At 71.3% G+C, this 19,922-nt stretch carries 17 protein-coding genes and 2 pseudogenes; 9 read left to right on the plus strand and 10 right to left on the minus strand.

Annotated features, from left to right (window positions below; translation table 11 throughout):
* The first annotated feature begins 27 nt into the window (after positions 1-27).
* Positions 28-1,620, plus strand: coding sequence for a gamma-glutamyltransferase (locus AXW62_RS07675; RefSeq protein WP_060943827.1), 1,593 nt, complete (start codon positions 28-30; stop codon positions 1,618-1,620).
* Between the two features lie 931 nt (positions 1,621-2,551).
* Here AXW62_RS07675 and aac(3) read toward each other — a convergent pair.
* Positions 2,552-3,400 (minus strand): aminoglycoside 3-N-acetyltransferase, encoded by an 849-nt coding sequence (aac(3), locus tag AXW62_RS07680; RefSeq protein ID WP_063817536.1) that lies wholly within the window; start codon positions 3,398-3,400, stop codon positions 2,552-2,554.
* A gap of 722 nt (positions 3,401-4,122) precedes the next feature.
* Entirely contained in the window at positions 4,123-4,764 is a 642-nt protein-coding gene (locus tag AXW62_RS07690; protein WP_060943829.1) for a DJ-1/PfpI family protein, read from the minus strand.
* A gap of 520 nt (positions 4,765-5,284) precedes the next feature.
* Between AXW62_RS07690 and AXW62_RS07695 the strand changes: the two genes are divergently transcribed.
* The 3 genes and pseudogenes from AXW62_RS07695 to AXW62_RS45540 all read left to right on the plus strand — a co-directional run.
* Positions 5,285-6,280, plus strand: coding sequence for a helix-turn-helix domain-containing protein (locus AXW62_RS07695; protein ID WP_159060828.1), 996 nt, complete (start codon positions 5,285-5,287; stop codon positions 6,278-6,280).
* Between the two features lie 206 nt (positions 6,281-6,486).
* On the plus strand, positions 6,487-6,834 hold the full coding sequence (locus AXW62_RS07700; RefSeq protein ID WP_060943831.1) for a hypothetical protein: 348 nt from the start codon (positions 6,487-6,489) through the stop codon (positions 6,832-6,834).
* Positions 6,835-6,928: 94 nt separating this feature from the next.
* Positions 6,929-7,121, plus strand: a pseudogene (locus tag AXW62_RS45540) (IS5/IS1182 family transposase); the annotation flags it as partial.
* Between the two features lie 296 nt (positions 7,122-7,417).
* Here AXW62_RS45540 and AXW62_RS07705 read toward each other — a convergent pair.
* The gene (locus AXW62_RS07705; protein WP_060943869.1) at positions 7,418-8,113 is read right to left on the minus strand and encodes an alpha/beta fold hydrolase; all 696 of its coding nucleotides are present in this window, start codon (positions 8,111-8,113) and stop codon (positions 7,418-7,420) included.
* A gap of 630 nt (positions 8,114-8,743) precedes the next feature.
* Between AXW62_RS07705 and AXW62_RS07710 the strand changes: the two genes are divergently transcribed.
* A complete protein-coding gene (locus tag AXW62_RS07710; protein WP_060943832.1) occupies positions 8,744-9,559 on the plus strand; it encodes a class I SAM-dependent methyltransferase in 816 nt (271 codons plus the stop codon).
* A 166-nt stretch (positions 9,560-9,725) separates the two neighbouring features.
* Here the strand turns inward: AXW62_RS07710 and AXW62_RS07715 are convergent, their stop codons facing one another.
* Entirely contained in the window at positions 9,726-10,823 is a 1,098-nt protein-coding gene (locus tag AXW62_RS07715; RefSeq protein ID WP_306305044.1) for a PP2C family protein-serine/threonine phosphatase, read from the minus strand.
* A 902-nt stretch (positions 10,824-11,725) separates the two neighbouring features.
* On the opposite strand from AXW62_RS07715, the gene AXW62_RS44795 reads away from it, so the two are divergent.
* Together AXW62_RS44795 and AXW62_RS07725 are read left to right on the plus strand one after the other, a co-directional pair.
* Complete coding sequence (locus AXW62_RS44795) at positions 11,726-12,022, plus strand: hypothetical protein (RefSeq protein WP_060943834.1); 297 nt, start codon at positions 11,726-11,728, stop codon at positions 12,020-12,022.
* Between the two features lie 82 nt (positions 12,023-12,104).
* Positions 12,105-13,022 carry an endo-beta-N-acetylglucosaminidase H gene (locus AXW62_RS07725; protein ID WP_060943835.1) on the plus strand — a complete coding sequence of 306 codons (918 nt, stop codon included), beginning with the start codon at positions 12,105-12,107 and terminating at the stop codon, positions 13,020-13,022.
* A gap of 187 nt (positions 13,023-13,209) precedes the next feature.
* Here AXW62_RS07725 and AXW62_RS07730 read toward each other — a convergent pair whose 3' ends face one another.
* Together AXW62_RS07730 and AXW62_RS07735 are read right to left on the minus strand one after the other, a co-directional pair.
* Complete coding sequence (locus tag AXW62_RS07730) at positions 13,210-13,761, minus strand: hypothetical protein (RefSeq protein WP_060943836.1); 552 nt, start codon at positions 13,759-13,761, stop codon at positions 13,210-13,212.
* Between the two features lie 55 nt (positions 13,762-13,816).
* The gene (locus tag AXW62_RS07735) at positions 13,817-14,569 is read right to left on the minus strand and encodes a sulfite exporter TauE/SafE family protein (RefSeq protein WP_370682895.1); all 753 of its coding nucleotides are present in this window, start codon (positions 14,567-14,569) and stop codon (positions 13,817-13,819) included.
* Positions 14,570-14,660: 91 nt separating this feature from the next.
* On the opposite strand from AXW62_RS07735, the gene AXW62_RS07740 reads away from it, so the two are divergent.
* Both AXW62_RS07740 and AXW62_RS45545 read left to right on the plus strand, forming a co-directional pair.
* The gene (locus tag AXW62_RS07740) at positions 14,661-15,611 is read left to right on the plus strand and encodes a LysR family transcriptional regulator (protein ID WP_060943838.1); all 951 of its coding nucleotides are present in this window, start codon (positions 14,661-14,663) and stop codon (positions 15,609-15,611) included.
* 109 nt (positions 15,612-15,720) lie between these two features.
* Entirely contained in the window at positions 15,721-16,467 is a 747-nt protein-coding gene (locus AXW62_RS45545) for a serine hydrolase domain-containing protein (RefSeq protein WP_079115514.1), read from the plus strand.
* A 39-nt stretch (positions 16,468-16,506) separates the two neighbouring features.
* Here the strand turns inward: AXW62_RS45545 and AXW62_RS07750 are convergent.
* From AXW62_RS07750 to AXW62_RS07765, 4 genes and pseudogenes are all read right to left on the minus strand, one after another.
* Positions 16,507-17,289, minus strand: a pseudogene (locus AXW62_RS07750) (SDR family oxidoreductase); the annotation flags it as partial.
* Positions 17,286-18,335, minus strand: coding sequence for an ROK family protein (locus AXW62_RS07755; protein ID WP_060943841.1), 1,050 nt, complete (start codon positions 18,333-18,335; stop codon positions 17,286-17,288). The pseudogene AXW62_RS07750 and the gene AXW62_RS07755, both read right to left, overlap by 4 nt.
* On the minus strand, positions 18,332-18,739 hold the full coding sequence (locus tag AXW62_RS07760) for a cupin domain-containing protein (RefSeq protein ID WP_060943842.1): 408 nt from the start codon (positions 18,737-18,739) through the stop codon (positions 18,332-18,334). Before AXW62_RS07760 ends, AXW62_RS07755 begins: the two co-directional genes overlap by 4 nt.
* On the minus strand, positions 18,732-19,913 hold the full coding sequence (locus tag AXW62_RS07765; protein WP_060943843.1) for a sedoheptulose 7-phosphate cyclase: 1,182 nt from the start codon (positions 19,911-19,913) through the stop codon (positions 18,732-18,734). Before AXW62_RS07765 ends, AXW62_RS07760 begins: the two co-directional genes overlap by 8 nt.
* Positions 19,914-19,922 lie beyond the last annotated feature (9 nt).

The raw sequence follows: 19,922 nt of genomic DNA on the forward strand, positions 1-19,922 counted from the left end.
GTAAAAGGACAAAGACAAAGGATCTTCATGGACACCGCGACACCAGCCCGCTACGGGCGCAAACCCCTGGTCACCGGCGCCTCGGGCATGGTGGTGACCTCGCATCCGATCGCGGCCCGGGCCGCCCGCGACGTATTGCGCGAGGGCGGGAACGCCTGCGACGCGGCCCTCACCGCGGCGGCCGCGCAACTCGTGGTCGAACCGCACATGACCTCGCTCACCGGCGGCCTGAGCATGCTGCACCACCAGGCGGCCACCGGCACCACCGCCTACCTCAACGGCAACGTCAACGCGCCGCTGGCGCCGCTGCCCGACTTCACCGGGGCCGACCTCACGCGCGGCCGGGGCGTCCCGGTGCCCGGCTGGTGGCCGGCCTTCGACGAAGCCCGCCGCCGGTTCGGCAGCCTGCCCGCCGGGCGCCTGCTCGCCCCGGCGATCGCGGTCGCGCGGGACGGCTTCGAGGTCAACCCCTTCCTGTTCGGGGTGATGTACGGCCAGCAGGCCAACCTGGGCGCCTCCGAGCAGATGCGCGACGTGTTCTTCCCGGACGGGCACCTGGCGACACCCGGCCAGATCATCCGTCAGGAGCGCGCCGTCCGCACCCTGGAACGGCTACGCGACGAGAACATGGACTACTACCTCGGCGACTTCGCCCGCGCCTTCTGCGAAACCGTCCAGTCCGACGGCGGCGTCATCACACCGGAGGACTTCCAGCACTACCGGGTCCTCCTGCAAGAACCGGTCAGAGGCACATACCGGGACGCCGAGGTGATCGCCTCGCCGCCGCCGGACGACGGCGGCGCGCAGCTCATCGAGGCCCTCAACATGCTGGAAACGGTGGACCTGGCACGGCTCGGCCCGCCCTCCGTGTCGCCCGAGTGCCTGAAACTGCTGGTCCAGGTGCACAACACGGTGTACTACGCGCCACCCCGCCAGCACGGACCGGAGCAGGACGGAGAGCGGCTCGCCCTGCTCCTGTCCAAGGAATACGCCCGCACGAGGATGCGGCTGCTCTCCTCCCGGCCGCCACTGAGCGCCCCGCCGCCGACCCCGGGAACCATCCACGTCTCCGTGGTGGACCGCAACGGCGACATCGCCTCGGTCACCCACTCGCATATGGCCTCCGGCTGGGTCAACGGCCTGTTCTGCGAGGGCTTCCAGCTCTCCGGGGGCGGGTCGTTCTTCCAGCGGGTGATGCCGCGGCCGGGGGAGCGGGCGTGTATCTACCTCGCCCCGAACATCGTTTCCCGGAACGGCAGGCCGGTGGTGGTCTCCGGCTCGCCCTCGGTGTCGCTGGTCGCATGCGTGCTGCAGAACCTGGTGAACCTGCTGGACTTCGGCATGACGATCGAGGAGTCCGTGCAGGCGCCGCGGTTCGGCGCCCGGCCGCACACCCCCGAACGCGGCTGGGAGCCGGGCAACCTCCTGGAAGCCGGCTTCGCGCCGCAGGCGCTGCGCGAGTTCCGCGCCTGGGCCGGAAAGGAGCGGCTGTGGACCCGAGTGACCAACCCCTGGTACGCGCTCACCGGGAACTTCGAAGGGATCACCCTGGACCCGGCCACCGGCGTGGCCGCGGCGTGCGCGGACCCGCGCCGGGTCGGCGCGGCCGAGGCCGCATGACCACGAACTCGGGAAGAAGGCTCCGGGCACGCTTCGCCCGGGTGCCTGTTCCCGCGGCTTCGGCCGGGCGAGGGCCGGTGCGGTTCGGAGATGACCTTCCGGGCGGTGGTCCGCTCCGTGAGATGTGCCGGATCGGCCGTCTTGGGGGGCGGGGAGGAGCCGGCCGGGTCCGGCGAGCGGCCGCCGGCCGAGGGGGTGAGGCCGTAGCGGGCGAGGACGCGACGCGCTCGGCGGGCTCCGGTTCGGCGGTGCGGAGGAAGTCGGCGGCCTGTCCGCGGCGCTCCAGGCCGATCGTGCCGACGCACATGCCCGCGACGCCCTTCTCATCTCCCGGAGTCGGCACGTGGAGCGGCGGCTGCCCGGCTTGCCGGGTACTCAGCGCTGAGGGCGCGGTTTGGCCTTCGTGGCGTGGCGGGCGGCCTTGTAGGTCTTGGGCAGGAAGCGGTGTTCGAGAGATCCACGTTGCCGGCCATGCCTCCATCCTCCTGCCCCGGTGGAGGCGTCGCGATCGCGATGGGCGGGTCGCTGCGTCCTAGGAAGCCGCGTGACGGATGCTCGCCCCGCGCACGACGTGGCGGGCGCGGCGCCTGGCCGCCGACTTCGGCGAGGGCATGGACGCCCGGACTGCGTGGGCGATGGGTCGCCTCGCCCGCCACCCCGACGAGCACGGCTACGCCGTGGCCCACCCGGACAGCCAGCCTGGACGGCGAACGCCCCGCCCCGGAATGAGCGGAGCACCAGTTAGACGTCGGCCTCCGGCTCGTGGAGCTGCGGCTGTCCTGCTGCCTCGCCCGCCGTGGCTTTGCTGGTCTTGCGCGGCCCGGGTCTGTTTCTGACAGGACGTGCGAGGGCCACTCGGGCAGCGAGAACGGGGATCACATAATCGTGATCACAGTGGGCCCGCAGATGTGCGGATACCTCTGCTGCGCCTCTACCTGTTCAGTTTGCGTTCGATCCAGGCAGTGGCGAAGTCAATGACTTCCGCGGCCTCGAACAGATGGCTTTCGGCAGCGCCGATCCGGCCCTGCCGGCCGATTCCCGCGGCGAGCATGTCCTGGGCGATCGCTTCGAACGGCTCTTGCCCTTCGGGCACCACTGCCGAGTAGTCGAAGGCCCCGTCCTCCGAGTCGATGTCGTGGAAGCGGCGCCAGACCCGCTGGCCTTGCACGAGGATGGGCTGTTCGTAGTCCACGAACCGCTTGCCGGGGGCCTTGGCGAGCGCCTCGGCGTGGTGCAGCAGCGTCATGGTGTCCAAAGGAGCGCCGATCAGAAGGACCCGGCCGCGGCGGGCGACCAGCCGGGCGAGGGGGCTGTGCGGACCATGGGGATCGTCCCAGGGATGGTCGGCCATCAGCTCGGCTGCCGCCGCTCCCAGAGCCGCGAAACTGACGTCCGGATGGCGGCTGCGAACGGCTCCGGGCCAGCGGCGCAGTGCTTCGGGGATGCGGCCGTTGTTGTGGTCTGCCTCGCTGAGGTCGGGGTCGTAAGCGGGATGTTCCGCACGCAGGGCGGACTGCCAGCCCTGTGGCCAGGTGGCGAAGTCATGGGGGGGCGCGTCATTCCAGCCGCAGGTCACCATGAGGGTTCCCTGCGTCCCGACCACGTCACGGAGGGCGCCGATGATGGTCTGCGGTCCTCCGGCCACGTAGCCGATGGCGGACATGCGGGTGTGGAACATGACGGTGTCACCGTCTGCAAGGCCGAGCGCGGTCAGGTCACGGCTGATCCGGCTTCGGAGTACGGGACCGCGCGAGTGCTTGAGTAAGTCCATTTCGTCCATGATCGCGAACCTATCCCTGAGCCAGGTATCCCGTGCAACTGAATTGATGCCTTTTGGCCAGCGGTTCTCGATGTCGTCCGGGGCGGGCGCGCAGAGCGAGATGGCGCATGGGTTACCGGGCGCTGTCGGTGCCGCGTTCGGTTTCGGTGGCCTGGAAGCGGTAGGAATCGGTGCCGGTCTGGATCAGCGTGCACCGGAAGGTGATCCGGCCGGTGACAGTCGGCCTCGGCACTGGTGGACGCCGAGGAGACGCGGCTGGCCGGCGGTTGGCTGCCAACCGCGAGCGGTATCGGGATTCCGGTCTTGTTCAGCAGCGCGGACAGGTGGTTTGGGCTGAGCGGCTGGCCGGTCCGGCAGCCGGAGAAGAGCCGGCGGGACACCGGGTTGGTGGCGGTGTTCGTATTGTCGCGGTTCGTGTTGTGCTCCAGCGCAGGGCGGGGGCGGCTCGCCGAGTCGTAGCAGCACGGCGTCGCCGTCGAGGATGACGTCGGCGATGGTGAGCCGGACGACGCGGCTCGGCGTCCCGTCGGCCGCCCCCGCACCCGCCCGGATGCGCTCCCCGGACAGCACATCTGGCTCAGCGCCATCCGGGGCACGGGGCTGTGCGTTTCCGCCGGAGCGCAGTGACGGACGTGCGGGGCTGCCGCGGACGGAACCCGGTGAACGGGGGCGTTCGGGACGACTGCTGGTGTTGTGTGCATACCGTCCGCGGCAGTGTGCCCTCAGCGGTTGTGGGGCGGCTCCTTCCCCAGTTCGAAGACCCGCTTCTGCACCGCGTCAGATGCCTTGGCCAGTGAGCCGGAGTCGAAGGGGGGCTGTGGGTCGTACTCGATCCACAGCTGAATCGCCTGGGCGGTCACTTCGTCGGTCAGCAAGGCGGCCAGAGTGAGGGCCATGTCGATGCCGGAGGATACGCCGGCCGAGGTGATGACCTTGCCCTGTCGGACCGTACGTTGGGGGGTGTAGACGGCGCCGTACGACGCCAACGCCTCCGCCCCGCCCCAGTGGGTGGTGGCGGTCAGGCCCTTCAGCAGCCCTGCGGCGCCCAGCACCAGGGACCCGGTGCAGACCGAGGTGGTGAACCGGGTGCGCCCGTGGATGCGGCGCACCCAAGCGAGGAACTCGGCATCGGCCACCATGGCCTCGACGCTGCCCCCGCCCGGGATCAGCAGGACGTCACAGTGCTCCACCTCGGAGTACGTGGCCGGGACGTACGTCGGCAGGGACCCCAGCGCATCCTTCACCGGGCCCTTCTCGGCCCCGACGAACCGTACGGAGGCGCCGGGCAGGTAGGCGAGGACTTCGTAGGGCCCGACCACGTCGAGCGGCTCGTAGGCGTCGTAGAGCGGGATCACGATGTCCATGGCGGCTTCCTCTTTCCCGGATGACCCCAGGGTGCGAATGTCGGGTTGCGGCGCGGGCGCTGCCGTCGCGCCGGCGGCGAGCGGCAGCGCGGTCGCAACGGCCATGCGGGTCCCGAGAACAGTGCGCCGGGACACGGCGGCTGTTCGAGCGCGCTTGGGTTCGCTTGTCATGGCTAGTTAGTTGGCCGCGGCCCCACGTCAGTTCCCGTACGCACCTGGCTGAGCCCTCGGATCCAGCACCGCTCGACATCCTCGCCGCCGGTTCGTGCGAGTCGTCGTGGGGGCTGGTGGCCACACCCGCGATGACCCCGTTCGCCGTGGAGGTCGGAGCCCCGGCTGCAGAGGGGGCCCGGCGGAACTGGACGAACTGACGGTTGTAGCCGCTTGCAATCTCATGTCCGTCCTTGGGGAAATATCTGAACAGGGTTGGGCACAGCGCAGGAGGTCCGGGCCGCATGGGCCCCGGGTCACGACAGGGTCGTCGGAGCGGCGATTCCGAGGGGGCGGAATGTGGCGGCAGGTGTCGAACGAGGGGCTGCCCGCGAATGAGCAGTTGCCTTTCTGGGCCGATCTGCTCTCCCGTGAGCTGGCCCCTCTCACCCTCAGCAGCGCGAAGGCCACCATCGGCTTTCCCGCGAGGGTCTCGGTGCTGGACCTCGGCTCGGTACGGGTGGCCGCGTTCAACAGCCCGCCCGCGCACTTGAGACGCACCTGGGCGGACATCCGGCGGGCCGACCCGGGCACGTACCAGCTGGCGTTCGTCTCCGGCACCCCGCTGTGGATCAGCCAGCGGCGTCAGGATTCCGGGCTGGTGTTCGGCGACTTGGTGCTCTGGGATGTCTCTCACCCGTTCGAGGGCGCAGTGCCCGACCAGGGCCGTCACGTCCAGCCGGTCATTATGCAGCTGCCGCGCGAGGAGCTGCCGCTGCCACCGGACAAGGTCCACCGGCTGCTCGCCCAGCCCTTGTCGGCCCGCACCGGCATGGGAGCGATTCTCGCCCGGTTCATGACCGCGCTGGACGTCTACGGCCCCGACTGCGACCCGCGAGATCTGAGCCGATTAGGGGCGGTGGCGCTCGACTTGGCGGGCGCCTACCTGGCCCAGCACCTCGGGGCCTACGACGACCTTCCGGCCGAGACCCGCCAGCAGGCCATGCTGGCCCGCGTCAACGCCTTCATCGACCACAACCTCGGTGATCCCGACCTGGGGCCGGCGGACATCGCGGCATACCATCACATCTCCGTGCGCTCCCTGCACACGCTCTTCCGGCAGCAGGGGGAGACCGTGGCGGCCTCGATACGCCGGCGCCGCCTGGAACGCTGCCACGCCGACCTCACCAACCCACGGCTGCGGCGGCGGTCGATCAGCGCCATCGCCGCCCGGTGGGGGTTTCTGCGCCCGGCGGACTTCAGCAGGGCGTTCCGCGCCGCGTACGGCGTGGCGCCCAGAGAGCTCCGGCAGGCTGCGCTGCGCAGCCTGCCGGATACGCAACGGGCTGCGCTGAGCGACAAGTAACGCGGCACGCATCGCCAACTCCCAGCCCACGGCGCACGCCACGATATGAGGGCAGGGAAGAGGGGTACGGGGGCGCCGGCGCTGTCCGAGGCGAACCGGAGACACCTGAAACCGTATTCCGCTTAACGTTCACGCCGATTCTGCTGGCGACGGCTCTCACTGAAGGCATCTCGGCAGCTCAGGCTCACACCAGAGGAGAACAGATCATGAAACTGGCCAAGAAGCTCTTGATGGTCGGCGCAGCTGTCGCGACCACCGCAGGTCTGAGCATCATCCCGGCCGAAGCCAGCTCCGACACCGCTGCGGGATGCTGGACCTTCGGAAACACGACCAGTTTCGGCACGTACGGCGGCCAGGTCTGCGACAGCAACCACATCATGGGCTGGGCCAAGGACACCAAGTCCGACGGTTACTGCGTCTTCTTGCGAGCGCACTACTCGAACGGGTACGCCGACGGCCCGTGGGCATGCCCGAAGAACGTACAGAAGAACTGGGACTGGTGGGCCCCGCAGGGCATTTCTCACGTGAGCATCGAGAAGATCTACGCTCCCTAACAAGTCGTAACCGACCCACGCATTTCGCCACGCGTGAGCGGGCGACAGCCAGATCCTCCGGTGAACGGCCGCGGAGGCCGAACAGAGAGCTGCCGGCCGGAGCCCGGCCGACCGCGGTCTGCCGGGCTCCACGCGCCCCCTGATCTGCGCTGCCACCGGCATCCCGCCTGCGGCCACGCACACCGGAAGCAACCGCAACGACATCGCAGCCGCTGCCGGCAGCGGTCCCGCCGATACGCGGCCGGCGCGGCCGTCCTCGCGACCGGCCGTGGGGAGCCTGCGCCGATGTCGTCAGCGAGCCGCTTCAGCGACTTCAGCGACCGCTCGACCGTCCAGGGCGCCTGCGCAATGAGCCCACCCGATTGCCGGAAGTCGTCGGTGAACTCCATGGCGGCGCTGGCGACTTCCACCTCCGGCGGAGCCACCAGCGCCTCATCCCAGTCGAGAACGGCGATGAGCCGGGGCCAAGCCTTCCGCTGCGAACCGCAGGTCGATCGTTCCGGCGGGCGTCCCGTCGGTGCCGACCCGGATGCCCGAAAGCGCGCAGTGGCCCGGCCGTGTCCCCCTCTTCCCGGCGGTGCCGTCATACGCTCAGCAGCAGGTCCCGGACGGCTGCAGGCTGGGACAGGAACGGATGGTGGCCGGTGTCGAGCTCGACGACGCTGCCGGCCCGGCGGGCGAACTCGCGCTGCAGCCGCGGCGGGGTGCCTCGGTCCTGAGCGCAGACGAGGTACGTCGAGGGCACCTGCTGCCACGCGGCCGCCCCGACCGGCTGCCCGGTCACCCGCACGCTCTGCCGGGCGAGGTGGTCCGCCGCCTGCGCCTGAAGCTGGGGGTCGCAGTCCTGCAGGAACGTGTTCACGAGGAGTTCGGGGCGGACCCCGAACGTGCCGCCGTCGGGGTCGACGTCGAGGAACGGGGCGGGGCTGCCGTCCCCGAACTCCGACAGGCTCTGCCCGGCCTCGGGCAGGTAGCTGGAGACCAGCAGCAGGTGGCGTACCGACCTGATTCCCGCGGCGGCTTCCGCGGTCACGATGCCGCCGTAGCTGTGGGCGACCACGACGGTCGGCTCGTCGCCGGTCTGCAGCACCTGCCGCACCGCGGCGACATCCTCGGGCAGCCCCGGACCGTCAACACCGCCGGGCAGGCCCGCCTCGCCGCAGCTCGGTAGCGCGGGGGCCACGCTCGGTACCCCGCGCTCCCGCAGCAGCTCGGCGGTGCGGTGCCACCACCACGCCCCGTCCCGCACGCACGCTCCGTGCACGAACACCACTCTCATCGCCACCTCCACGTCGGCCACTCTCGCGAAGTACAGAACCTGCGATCACAGGCTCCCACGGGCATCGGGATGGTGCCGCAGTAGATACCGGGGCCGGGCTCGACGGCCGACGCCGGCGTATGTCGTCGGCGCCCTCGCGGCGCGGTGCGATCACCACCTTGCCAGGGCAGCGCGAGCTCAGCCCGGTGAACGGGGCTCGCCAGGAAGGGCCGCCGCCAGGTGCGGCAGATATCTCGATCACGGAGGGCCGGGCGGCCCAGCGGACGTCTCGGCATTCGCCGGCATGCTCCGCAGCCAACTCGCCTCCGTCGCCTGGTGTTTGTGGCTGGCACTGGGCCACCGCGAGGCCGGCGCCGACCAGCGCGTCTTCGGGCTGCGTCTCGTCACCTCCGCGGCACGGGACATGCCGCGGGTGATGTGCTTCTTGGAAGGTGGACCACACTCCTTCGCTGAAGCCAAGCCCCGGCAGCGGGCGCCCTGCGCCCTGCGGTCGTCCATCGGCGGCAGCCTGCTGAGCTCGGGCCTTGGCGGGTGCGAGAAGACCGCTGGCTCCACTCATCCGGCCTCTTGGCATCGATCATCTAGGCTGGCGCGGTGACTGATGAGCGGGAGCGGGTGCGGCCGTCGGGAGTGTGGGCCACGGCGGTGGGGGTGGCCAGGGTGCGGGCGCTGGAGACCGAGCGGGTGAACGCGTTGTTCCGCGACCCACTGGCGCGGGCCTTCGCCACCGCCGGCGGCCTGTGGCCCTCCTCGCCGCCGCTGCCCGATGACGAGGCCGCGCGACGCCGCCGGCTGGCCGTGTCGTTCTCCATCGTCATCCGGACCAAGTTCCTCGACGACCTGTTGCTGCAGGCCTCCGCGTCCGGTGTGCGGCAGGTCGTGCTGCTCGGCGCCGGCATGGACAGCCGGGCCTTCCGGATGGACTGGCCCGAGGGCACCCGGCTGTTCGAGGTCGACACCGCCGCGCCACTGGACTTCAAGGCTTCGGTGCTGCGCCAGGAGCGGGCCGTCGCACGCTGCGAGCGGATCACCGTCGCGGTGGACCTGCGTGAGGACTGGCCAGCCGCACTGGCCGCCGCAGGGCACGACCCGGCCGTGCCGACCGTGTGGATCGCCGAAGGGCTGCTGATCTATCTGCCCCAGGACGCGGTGGAGCTGCTGCTGGCCCGGATCAGCGCGCAGTCGGCGGCAGGCAGCCGGATGGGGCTGACGCTGGGCTCGCGCGGCGTGATCGAGCGCTTCGGGGCGGACGCCGTGCCGGGATCGGCGGCGTCCATGTGGGTCTCGGAGATGCCCGACGACCCGGTGGGCTGGCTGGCCGGGCACGGCTGGGAGGCCGACAGCCACACCCTGCGCGAGCGCGCAGCCGCCTACGGCCGCCCGATCAGCACCCCGCCGCGGCGCGAGGAGCGGCCCGGCGGACTGATCTCGGCGGTCCGGCGGTAGAGCGCCTCCCGGTTCCCGGGGTGATCGATTCCAAGAGAGCCTGCGGGCGGCCCCCGCTGCCCCCACGGTCCCTGCGGCCCCCGTGGCCCTCGCGGTGGCCGTGGTGGCCGCGGGCCAGATGTCGCAGGGCAGGACCCGGACCATGCCATGGGCCTGGGCCGTCGGCCTACTCGGACTCTTCGCGGGCTCGGCTGTAAACGCTTTCGGTGTGGACCAGGTCGCTGAGGTGGAGTCCGGTGTGCTGTGGGGGTGTGCGCTGGATAGCGAGGATGGCGGCGTCGTCGGCGAGCGTTCCGTCGGCGTGGGCGTACAGGTCCTGCTGTATGCGCTGGACCAGTGCCCTGGGACTGCTCCTGTTCCAGTGGGCCACCCGGCGTTCCAGCGGGTAGAAGGCGCGGCTGCGGTCGCGGGCCTCCACGACGCCGTCGGTGTAGAGGAGGAGGGTGTCACCCGGCCGGAACGAGGACGTGTACGTGCCGTGGCCGTCGGGCCCCAGATCCCACATGCCCAGTGGGGGTGCCGGGTCGGGGGTCGTCAGGTGTGTCGTGCGACCGGATCTGATCAGCAGGGGTGGCGGGTGCCCGCAGTTGATCACGCGTATCACGGGGCTGCTGTCGGGGATCTCTATCAGGAGGGCGGTGATGAAGTGCTCCTGGGCTTCCTCGTCCCGCTCGGGGAACTCCGCGAGGTGGCGGAAGACGCTGCGGTCCAGGGCCCTGGCAAGGGAGGGGAGCGTGGCGTGCTGATGGGCGGCCTCGCGGAACGCGCCCAGCAGCGTGGCAGCCTCCCCGACCGCGGCCAGCCCCTTCCCCCGGACATCGCCGATGATCAGACGGGTACGGCCGCCGGTACGGACCGCCGCGTACAGGTCACCACCGATCCGGGCCTCCTTGGCGGCCGCCAGGTACGAGGACGCGATGTGCAAGGCACCCAACCGGTCGGGGAGGGGGCGCAGCAGGGCCCGCTGCGCGGCCTCGGCGACCGACCGTACCTGGGCCAGTTCCTCGATGCGCCGGTCGCGCAGGAAACAGACGAACACGGCGAAGACCGAGAGGAACGTGAGTCCGATGAGCTGTGCGACGTGGTTTTCGTCGAAGCCGCCCTGGACCGTGGCGATGAGGGCCTGGGCTCCCACGGCCAGCGTCCCGACCAGCGCGGTCAGACGGTAGCCGGCGAATGAGGTGGTGATGGCGGGAGCCACAACGAGCAGCGGGCCGAGATGAACAGTCTGCGGGGCGCGGATGTCCGCCAGGGTGATGGCCACGATCAGCACAAAAGGAAGCGCCGCCAGCGCATGGCGCGAGTGCCAAGGCTGCCGGACACGAGCGAGACGCTGCCCAAGGCGCATGTACCCAATATGCACCATTCGCCCGGAAGCCAGTCGCCTCCCCGGTGCACCCGCCGTCGACCCCGCCGGACCTGGTGCACCCGACCCGATCAGCCGGGCCGTCCACGGACCAAAGGCCCTGGGGCAGATCCGACCCGGGCGGTGTCGCGGACGCCGCGGCCGAGGACGGCGACCGCTTCGGTGCCGCTCTCGCGGTCACAGACGTCACTCACCAGGGACGGTCGCGACGGCCTGATCGTGGGTGCTCCGGGCGAGGCCATCGGAAGCGAAGCGGGGGCGGGTGCCGCCTGGCTGCTCTCCGGCAGTCTCCGGCAGCGCTGAGGGCCTGCGCGACGCGGGCGGCGTTGCCGCATCCGTTTCCTGGGACCAGGGCACGCCCGGTGTCCCGGGCGTCGCCGAGGCGGGCGACACCTTCGGCGCGGCGATTGCCTCGGAGGACTGGAACACCGGCGGTGTACCGGATGTCATGGTCGGGTCCCGAGGCCAAGGGGGAAGCCATGCTGGCTCATGCCCCGCAGGGGACCACCTGTTCGAATTCGGAGGCAATCAGATGGCGGCGGCCGGCGGTGCTCCTGTCCGATCCCGGGCTCCAGGCGTTGGCGTGCTGAGGAGGAAGGTGCCGTCATGCTCACAGGTGCCGTCATGCTCATCGGCACGGCGGGCGCTGGACGGTCGTGGGGAGGTCTGGGATGGACAACGATGCTTGTGAGCCCGGACGAGGTGACCGGGCTCGGGGATCCCCGGGAGGGTGCCGACGCGGAAGCCGTCGCGCAGGCTGCTCGGCGGCAGGCCGAGCGCCCGGTCCCGGTATCGAGGACATGGCGGCATATCTCGCCGCCCAGGTGGCCGACGGTTCCCACCGGGAGGTCATCGGCCCTCTGCTGGACGGCCAGGGCGGGAGCGGTGTCATCGTCCGGCGCGGCACGGTGATCGCGTCCTGGGGCGACCCGACGCGTGTGGAGATGGCGTACAGCGCGACGAAGAGCGTGCTGTCCCCGATGGAGGGCATCGCTCACGACGACGGACTGCTGACCGACGAGTTCGCCGCGCCGGGGTGCGGCGCGATGTGCGGGGGATTCGTGAAGAGTTCGGGCGCGGTTCTCGGGATTCGGTGACGGGAGCGGAAGACTTGGAGCGTTCACTCGGCGCTTCCGAACAGGTCGGGCGCCGACTCATGCGAGGGGAGACCGGTCAACGATGTTCACTCTGGTACGGAGTAGAGTGCGGACGGCCGCGCTCGCGCTCTCCGCGGTCGCGGCCCTCGCCTTCGGCGGGACCGCCGCGACCGGCGCGGCAGCGGCCCCCGTTCCCGCGAAACAGGGGCCGACCTCGGTGGCGTACGTCGAGGTGAACAACAACAGCATGCGCAACGTCGGCAAATACACCCTCGCCAACGGCGGGGGCAATGTCTTCGACGTCGCCGTGGTCTTCGCGGCGAACATCAACTACGACACGGCTACGAAGGCGGCGTATCTGCACTTCAACGAGAACGTACAGCGCGTCCTCGACAACGCGGCCACGGAGATACGGCCGTTGCAGCGCAAGGGCATCAAGGTCGTCCTCTCGGTGCTCGGCAACCATCAGGGCGCCGGCTTCGCCAACTTCCCTTCCCAGCAAGCGGCTTCGGCGTTCGCGAAACAACTGTCGGACGCCGTGGCCAAGTACGGCCTCGACGGCATCGACTTCGACGACGAGTACGCGGAGTACGGCAACAACGGCACGGGCCGGCCCAACGACAGCTCGTTCGTGCACCTGGTGACGGCGCTGCGCGCGAACATGCCGGACAAGATCATCAGTCTCTACAACATCGGCCCGGCCGCCTCGCGCCTCTCCTACGGCGGTGTCGACGTCTCGTCCATGTTCGACTACGCCTGGAACCCGTACTACGGCACCTGGCAGGTTCCCCGCGTGACCCTGCCCAAGTCGCGGCTGTCACCGGCGGCTGTCGAGATCGGCCGGACCTCGCGGAGCACGGTCGCCGGCCTCGCCCGCCGCACCGTCAGCGAGGGATACGGCGTCTATCTGACGTACAACCTCGACGGCAATGATCGCAGCGCCGATGTCTCCGCGTTCACCAGGGAACTGTACGGCAGCGACGCCGTCTACACGCCATGAGGCGGCCGCACGCCCCGGCATACGGACAGGACCGGGCAGCGCGAGCCCGTCCTGGCCGGGGAGGCCGTCTCGCCTTCCGCGGGGCCCACGGACGTGCCGCCCGGCGCACCGGGCCGCCGCACGCGCCGCCACGAGGCCGTGGCCGTGGCCGTGGCCGTGGCCAGTCCGCGCCTATGCTCTGCACGGTTCAGGGCGGCTTGTCGGTGTGTTGCTGAGGGTTTTCGCGGGTCAAGCCGCCGGAAACTGGTGCGGTGCCCAGGTCGTTGGTGCCGTCCTCGTGGCGCAGGACCCAATCGTCGAGGTCGAGGGCCGTTTCCAGTGGTTCCCTGGTCATGTGGGCCCGCAGGCTGATCATTTCGTCGGCGGTGTGGCCCGGGTGAGTGCTCTCGGGGGCATGCAGTTCTTTTCGGAAGGCGGCCTCGGGCGTGGCGAAGCGCATCTGAGCGGTGTGGGGAGACATGTCCAGAACGGCGCCGATCAGCTGCCAGTCGGCGCCGCCTGCGCGCTCGAACACGGCGGCGGCTTCGAGGAACCGCTGCGCGGCGGCGAGGACCCGGGCGGCGTGGGCCAGTACGGCGCCCGGTGTACGGGTGGTGCCGTCGGGGTGCAGTTCGTGCTCGCCGATCGGTACGGCGGCACGCGCGAGGTCGGCCAGTTCGCATGCTTCGTAGGACGTCACCAGCCTCGCTCGGGCCGCGTCCGGGTACGGTGCGGTGCCTCCCGCGCCGCTTTCGGTCATGTCAGCCGGCCTCACTTCCGGTGATGGGCGGTTATCACCGCGGCTCTCCACGTGGTCAGCCGCGCAGGAAATACAGGACGGTCGTGATCACGGCGGTTGCCAGGAGAAGGCCCCGCAGCAGCCAGGCGGGAAGACGGCGGGCCAGGTGGGCGCCGGTGAAGCCGCCGGCCAGGGCGCCGACCAGCATGACGGCGAGGAGGAGCGGAGCGCTCAGCGCGTCCGAGGCCATGAGGAACAGCACCGTCGCGCTGAGATAGATGGCCGCGAGTTGGGTGATCCGCATCGGGTTGCTGACCGCGGCGTCAAGACCGAGGCCGATGTTCCACAGGGCCAGCATCAGGATGCCTACGGCACCGCCGAAGTATCCGCCGTACACGGCGAGGAAGAACTGTCCGATCAGGACGGCTTGTGAACTCATGCCGGCCGAGCGGCCCAGCGCGCTGCTCAACGCCCTGGAAAGGTGGCGGCCGGAGGCGAGGATCACGGTGGCGAAGGCGAGCAACCACGGCACGGCGGCGTCGAACGACGACGCGGGCAACACCAGCAGCAAGGCGGCGCCGACACCGCCGCCCATCATGCTGGTGGCCGTCAGTGCCTTCGTGGACGCGGGCCCGGCAGGGACGAGTTCATGTCGGTACACCCATGCGCCGGCCACGGCGCCGGGTACGAGGGCGACCCGTGACACCGCGTTCGCCGCTACCGGCGGCAGGCCGAAGGCGACGAGCGCGGGCAGCGCCACAAACGTTCCTCCGCCCCCTATGGCGTTCAGGACTCCGGCGGCGACCCCCGCCAGCAGGACAAGCGACATCTCCCACACACGCCGAGCATCGCCTGCGACGCGCGTGTCCACAATGCGGAATCGGCGCACCCAGCCTAAGCCTGCGCCTTAGGCTGAGTGTGTGCGCTACGACCTGGACGACCTGCGGCTCTTTCTCCACATCGTCACGGAGGGGTCGATCACGGCGGGCGCCCATCGCATGCACCTGAGCCTGCCCTCGGCCAGCGCCAGAGTGCGCTCGCTGGAACACCACGCCGGTGTGGCCCTGCTGATCCGCGGCCGGCGGGGCGTGCGGCCCACGCCGGCGGGGACGACCCTGGCCCGCCACGCACGCGACGTCCTCGCCCGGACCGCGCGGCTCGAAAGCGCCGTCGCGAGCTACACCCGGCCCCCGACCGCTCCGCTGACCCTGCTGGGCGGCGGCTCCGCGATGCACCGGCTCGTGCCGCAGGCCCTGATCTCATTCCTCCGCGCCCACCCGGACACCGATGTCACCGTCTCCGAGAGCCGCACCCCGCGGACGGTGCGGATGCTCGCCGACGGGGAAGCGGACCTGGGGGTCGTTCTCGATGACGAGGCCGGCGACTGCGGCCTGCGCACGGAACCCCTCGGCGACGACTCCCTCGTCGTGATCGGCCAGGCCGGAGGGGTCCTCGCCGGACGGACCGCGCTGACCTACAGCGAGGCCGCCGAACACCCCCTCGTCGGGCTCGACGCCGACTCCTCGCTGCGGCGCTGGATCGAGAAGCACCTGGGGCCGCACGCCCCGGTGGTGCGCCACCGCACCACCGTCGCCAACCTGAACGTCCTTGTCTCCCTCGCCGCCGCCGGCGTCGGGCTGGCCGTCGTACCGCGCCGCGCCATCGGCCCCCACCAGCCCCTCGACGTGTGCGAACTGCGGGAACCCTGGGCGCGCCGCCACCATCTGCTGGCCTGGGGCGTCAAGGACCGCGCCGCGTCGACGGCGACCATGGCGCTCGCCGAACACCTGCGCCACGCGGCCCTGGCCGAGCCTTCCTTCCGCGGCGCACACGCAGACTCCGGCGGACGGCAGCCCTTCCACGACGGCTGACCGAAACACCGCAAATTCTTTCCGATGATTGCGGACAGGGATTGTAGGCCCCGATCGGGACTGGTTGAGTCGGGTCGTCCGAGCGAGCCGAGAACGGGAGAGCCGCCTCATGCGTCCGTTGCCTCAGCCGTCAGCCGATGCCGCCGACCAGCCGCTCGGCGGCATCGGGCGGCTGTTGCTGTGCCGGCTGGCCCACGCTCAGGCCCAGGGGCGGGTGCCGTCCGTGGCGGGCTGTGCCCTCATCGACGGCCGGACGGCCTGGACCGGGGTGCGCGGCCACGCACGGGGCGTGCCGCCGACCCTGGACACGCAGTACCGGATCGGGTCCCTGACGAAGTCCTTCACGGCAGTGCTCGTGATGCGGTTGCGTGACCGGGGCGAACTGAGGACGGACGAGCCGCTCGAGACGTACCTGCCGGGCACGGTGGCCGGTGACCGCACCGTGCGGCAACTCCTCGCCCATACGGCGGGGTTGGCAGCCATGACACCCGGCTGCGACTGGCCGTACATGGGACCGGGGTCGGCCCACCCGCTGCCGTCCGCCGCGGGGGTGCTGTGCCGGGCGGGGGAGCGGTTCCAGTACTCGAACATCGGATACGCGCTGCTGGGCGCGGTGGTCGAGCGGGTGCGCCAGGAGCCCTGGGAGGACGTGCTCGCCAGGGAGGTGCTCGCGCCACTGGGGCTACGGGGCACCGGCACGCCACCCGCGATCCCGGGCCGGCTCCGGCGGAGGTCCCGCCGCCGCCCGGGGCGGCGGCGGGCTGAGCCGGGCGGTCCCGGCGAAGTGGCCGGCCAGTTTCCAGGCGCCGGTGACGATCCCGTCGACGGGCGCGATGTCGAGCAGGGTGGGCAGTGAGGTACTGGTCAGACAGGCGTTCTCCGGTCTGGAGGCGTAGCGGGTCAGGGCTTTGGGCACCGGGACCACCAGCTGCCGGGGGACACCCAGCGCGTCGGCGATCGCCATCGCCCACTCCGCCCGGGTGACCCGGTCCGGGCCACCGAGGTGGAGGACCGGGGGCAGCGGCGCGTGGGCGGCCAGGACGGCGGCCGTGACCCGGGCGACGTCGCCGACGGTGACCGGGGTCGTCCAGTGGTCGCGGGGCGCGTGCACCGGCTCGCCGCGCAGCAACTGGTAGGCGCAGGCCGCGAAGAAGTTGAGCCACTTTCCCGCGTCCGACGGTTCATGGCCGTAGACGAGGCTCACGCGCAGCGCCACCGCGTCCCGCGCGGTGTCCAGCAGGATCCGTTCGGCGCGGCGCTTGGCGCGGCCGTAGGCGTTCGCGGGGCGGACGGGCGCGGACTCGGCGCTGTGCGCGGCGGTGCCGTCGAAGACGTTGTCCGTGGAGATGAGCACGATGCGCGCGTCCGGCGCGAGCGACGCCACGTTCTCGGCGACCGCCGCGTGGACCCGCTCCGCCTCGGCCGGGTGCGCCTCGCACCAGGTGACGTCGGACGGGCCGTGCACCAGGACGACGCTGTCCGGGCGCAACGGGATCAGGAGCCGGCCGCACGCCTCCGGGTCGGTGGCGTCCAGCGCGGACCAGCGGGCCCCGTACGCCGCGGGCGGCGTGGCCGGCCGACCGCGCGAGGCCAGGGTGACCCGGTCGCCGCGAGCGGCCAGACGGCGGGCGATGCCGGTGCCGACGAAGCCGCTGCCGATCACCAGGGTGCCGCTCATCGGACCCCCTGCCCGGCCGGAAGGGGGATGCGCGTGCTGAGCAGACTCCCCATGCCGAGCAGGCCGTGGTCGTCGTCCGCGGCACCGAGCGAGACCATCGCGTCGACGGCGCCCGGGTCCAGTCCGAAGCAGCCCAGCCGCGTCAACTCCGCCACCAGCAGTCGCCGGTAGGGTTGCCCGACGGCCAGCGCGAAGCCGCCCATCAGGATGTAGCGGCAGATCCCGATCGAGGAGAAGACGGACGTGATCGCCTGGGCCAGCGGGGTGAGAGTGGTCCGCAGTACGGCCGTGGCGAAGACGTCTCCCGCCCGCACGGCCGCGGCGATCGCCCGGTTGTCGATGGCTTCGGGGTGGCCGTCGGCGAACGTCGACAGAAGTGAGGCGGCGAACGCGTTCCGCTCGGCCGCCGCGGCCCGGCGGGCGGCGGCCAGCACCCCGCGGCCGGAGGCGACCGCCCCCAGATGGCCGCGGCCCCCGCAGTCGCACAGCGGCGCGTCGGGGGAGGTGTCACACGTCCAGTGCCCCAGTTCACCGCCGTGTCCGTCGGCGTCGAGCAGGACCTCGCCGCCCCGGAAGACCTTGTTGCCGATGCCGGAGCTGACGGTGATGAGGCAGAACGGCTGGTCCTCGACGGCCGCGTAACGCCAGGCGGCGGCCGTCAGATCGTTGACGACGACGACCGGGGTGCCCAGGCGTTCGGTGAGCAGCCCGCCGAGCGGCAGCGGTTCGCCCCGCCCGCCCCACACCGTGGGCGCGGCCGTGACCAGGCCACCGGCGGTGATCGGCCCGGCGAAGGCGACACCGACGGCGCGCGGCAGGCCACCGCCCCCGCCGTCGACGTGTGCCTCGACCTCGCGCACGAGCTGTTCGACGACGCGTCGCTGCAGCACCGGCACCGGAGCGTCCGGGTCGCGGGCCAGGCCCTCCACCGGTCTGCGGCGCACCCGGCGCAGCGCACCCGTCGCCGGGTCGTAGTCCGCGATGCGCACGGTGGTGCCGCCCACGTCCAGCACGGTGAACGGGGCCTTGGGAGCCTTGTCGGTCACGTGTCCGCCTCCTCGGGCATCCCGGGTGCCGGTGACCGTACCGACTCCTCGAAGACGAGCAGCCGCAGCTCCCCCTCCCCGTCGTTGACCAGGCCGTGCTCGCCGAACGGGCGGTTGACGATCACATCGCCCGCACCGACCCGGAACCGCTCGCCCTCCAGGAACATCAGCCCGCTGCCGTCGAGCACGATGTACGTCTCCCGGTCCGCGCCGTGCCGGTGCCGGCCGATCGAGGTGCCGGGCGGCAGCACGGCCAGGTCGACGAACTCCGCTCCCCGCCCGCCGGGCCGGCGGGCGAAGGCCCGGTGCGCCAGGATCGTGCCGAGGCCGCCGTGGTCGTGTTCCTTGGGCGCGAGCAGCTCGCGCAGATTGCGCACCGCCGCGTGCCGTCTCGCCTCAGACATCGTGCCGCTCTCCGTCCCGCGCGAGCGCGTCCAGGGCCGCACGCAGCAACGGCTCGGGTACGTCCGCGAGCTCGTCCACGAAGGCCGCCTTGCCCGGTGCCGTCGGCACGACCAGGTGCAGTCTGCGCCCGCGCCGCTCCCAGGAGGCCCGCAGTGCGTGGCTCATCAGCTCCGGGGTGCAGGTACGGGCGTCGTGCACGGGCAGGCCGATGCGGCGCAGCAGACGCACGATCCGCTCGCAGGTGTCCGTGTCGGTCAGGCCGAGCAGCCGGGCGATGTGCGCCGAGAGGGCCATGTCGACGGCGACCGCCTCACCGTGTTCGAGGCGATGGTCCCCGGCCGTCTCGATCACCGGGCTGAACGTGTGCCCGAAGTCCACCAGCCGGGCCAGCTGGTGTTCGCGCAGGTTGGGGCAGAGCTCCTCCATCATCAGACGCATCGACGTCCGCAGCACGTACGTCTCCAGCCGGCCGTCGGCACCGGGCGGGCCGAGGAAGACGTCCGGGTACCGCTCAAGGGTCCGCAGCAGATCCTCGTCCAGGATCACGGCCATCTTCACGATCTCCGCGAGTCCGCAGCGGATCTCGCGCGGCGGCAGCGTGGCCAGGAACCCGGGGTCGTTGAGGGAGGCGTGGGCGGGGTGGTAGGCGCCGAACATGTTCTTCGTCTCCAGGGCGTTGACCCCCGTCTTCACCCCGACGCCGACGTCCACCTGTCCCACCAGCGTCGTGTTGATCTTGATGTAGCGGACGCCACGCGCATACATCGACGCGGCGAAGCCGACGACGTCCGCCACGATCCCGCCGCCCACCGCGAGCATCACACCGTGCCGGTCGAGCCCGGCGGCCTTGGCGGTGGCACAGACCTGTTCGGCGGCGCCGAGCGTCTTGTGGTGTTCGCCGGTGCGGACCGCGTGGACGCTCCAACTGCCCGGATCGGCATGGACGTTGAGATAGGCGCGGAGCCGGTCGCCGTACAGCCGGTCGACCGTCGGGCTGACGAAGGCGACGACCCTGCGACCCGCCAGCGCACGCGCGAGGAGCGGATTGTCCTGGTCGAAAACGCCCCGGACGAGGTCCACTCGGTAGGCGGTGCCGTCGGGTGCCAGCAGGCCGAAGCCGGTGGCATCCTCGCGCACACCCGGCTCGACCGGGGCAAGAACCTGGCCTGACATCTCTCTCCT

Source organism: Streptomyces hygroscopicus subsp. hygroscopicus, from assembly GCF_001553455.1.
Lineage (GTDB): Bacteria > Actinomycetota > Actinomycetes > Streptomycetales > Streptomycetaceae > Streptomyces > Streptomyces hygroscopicus.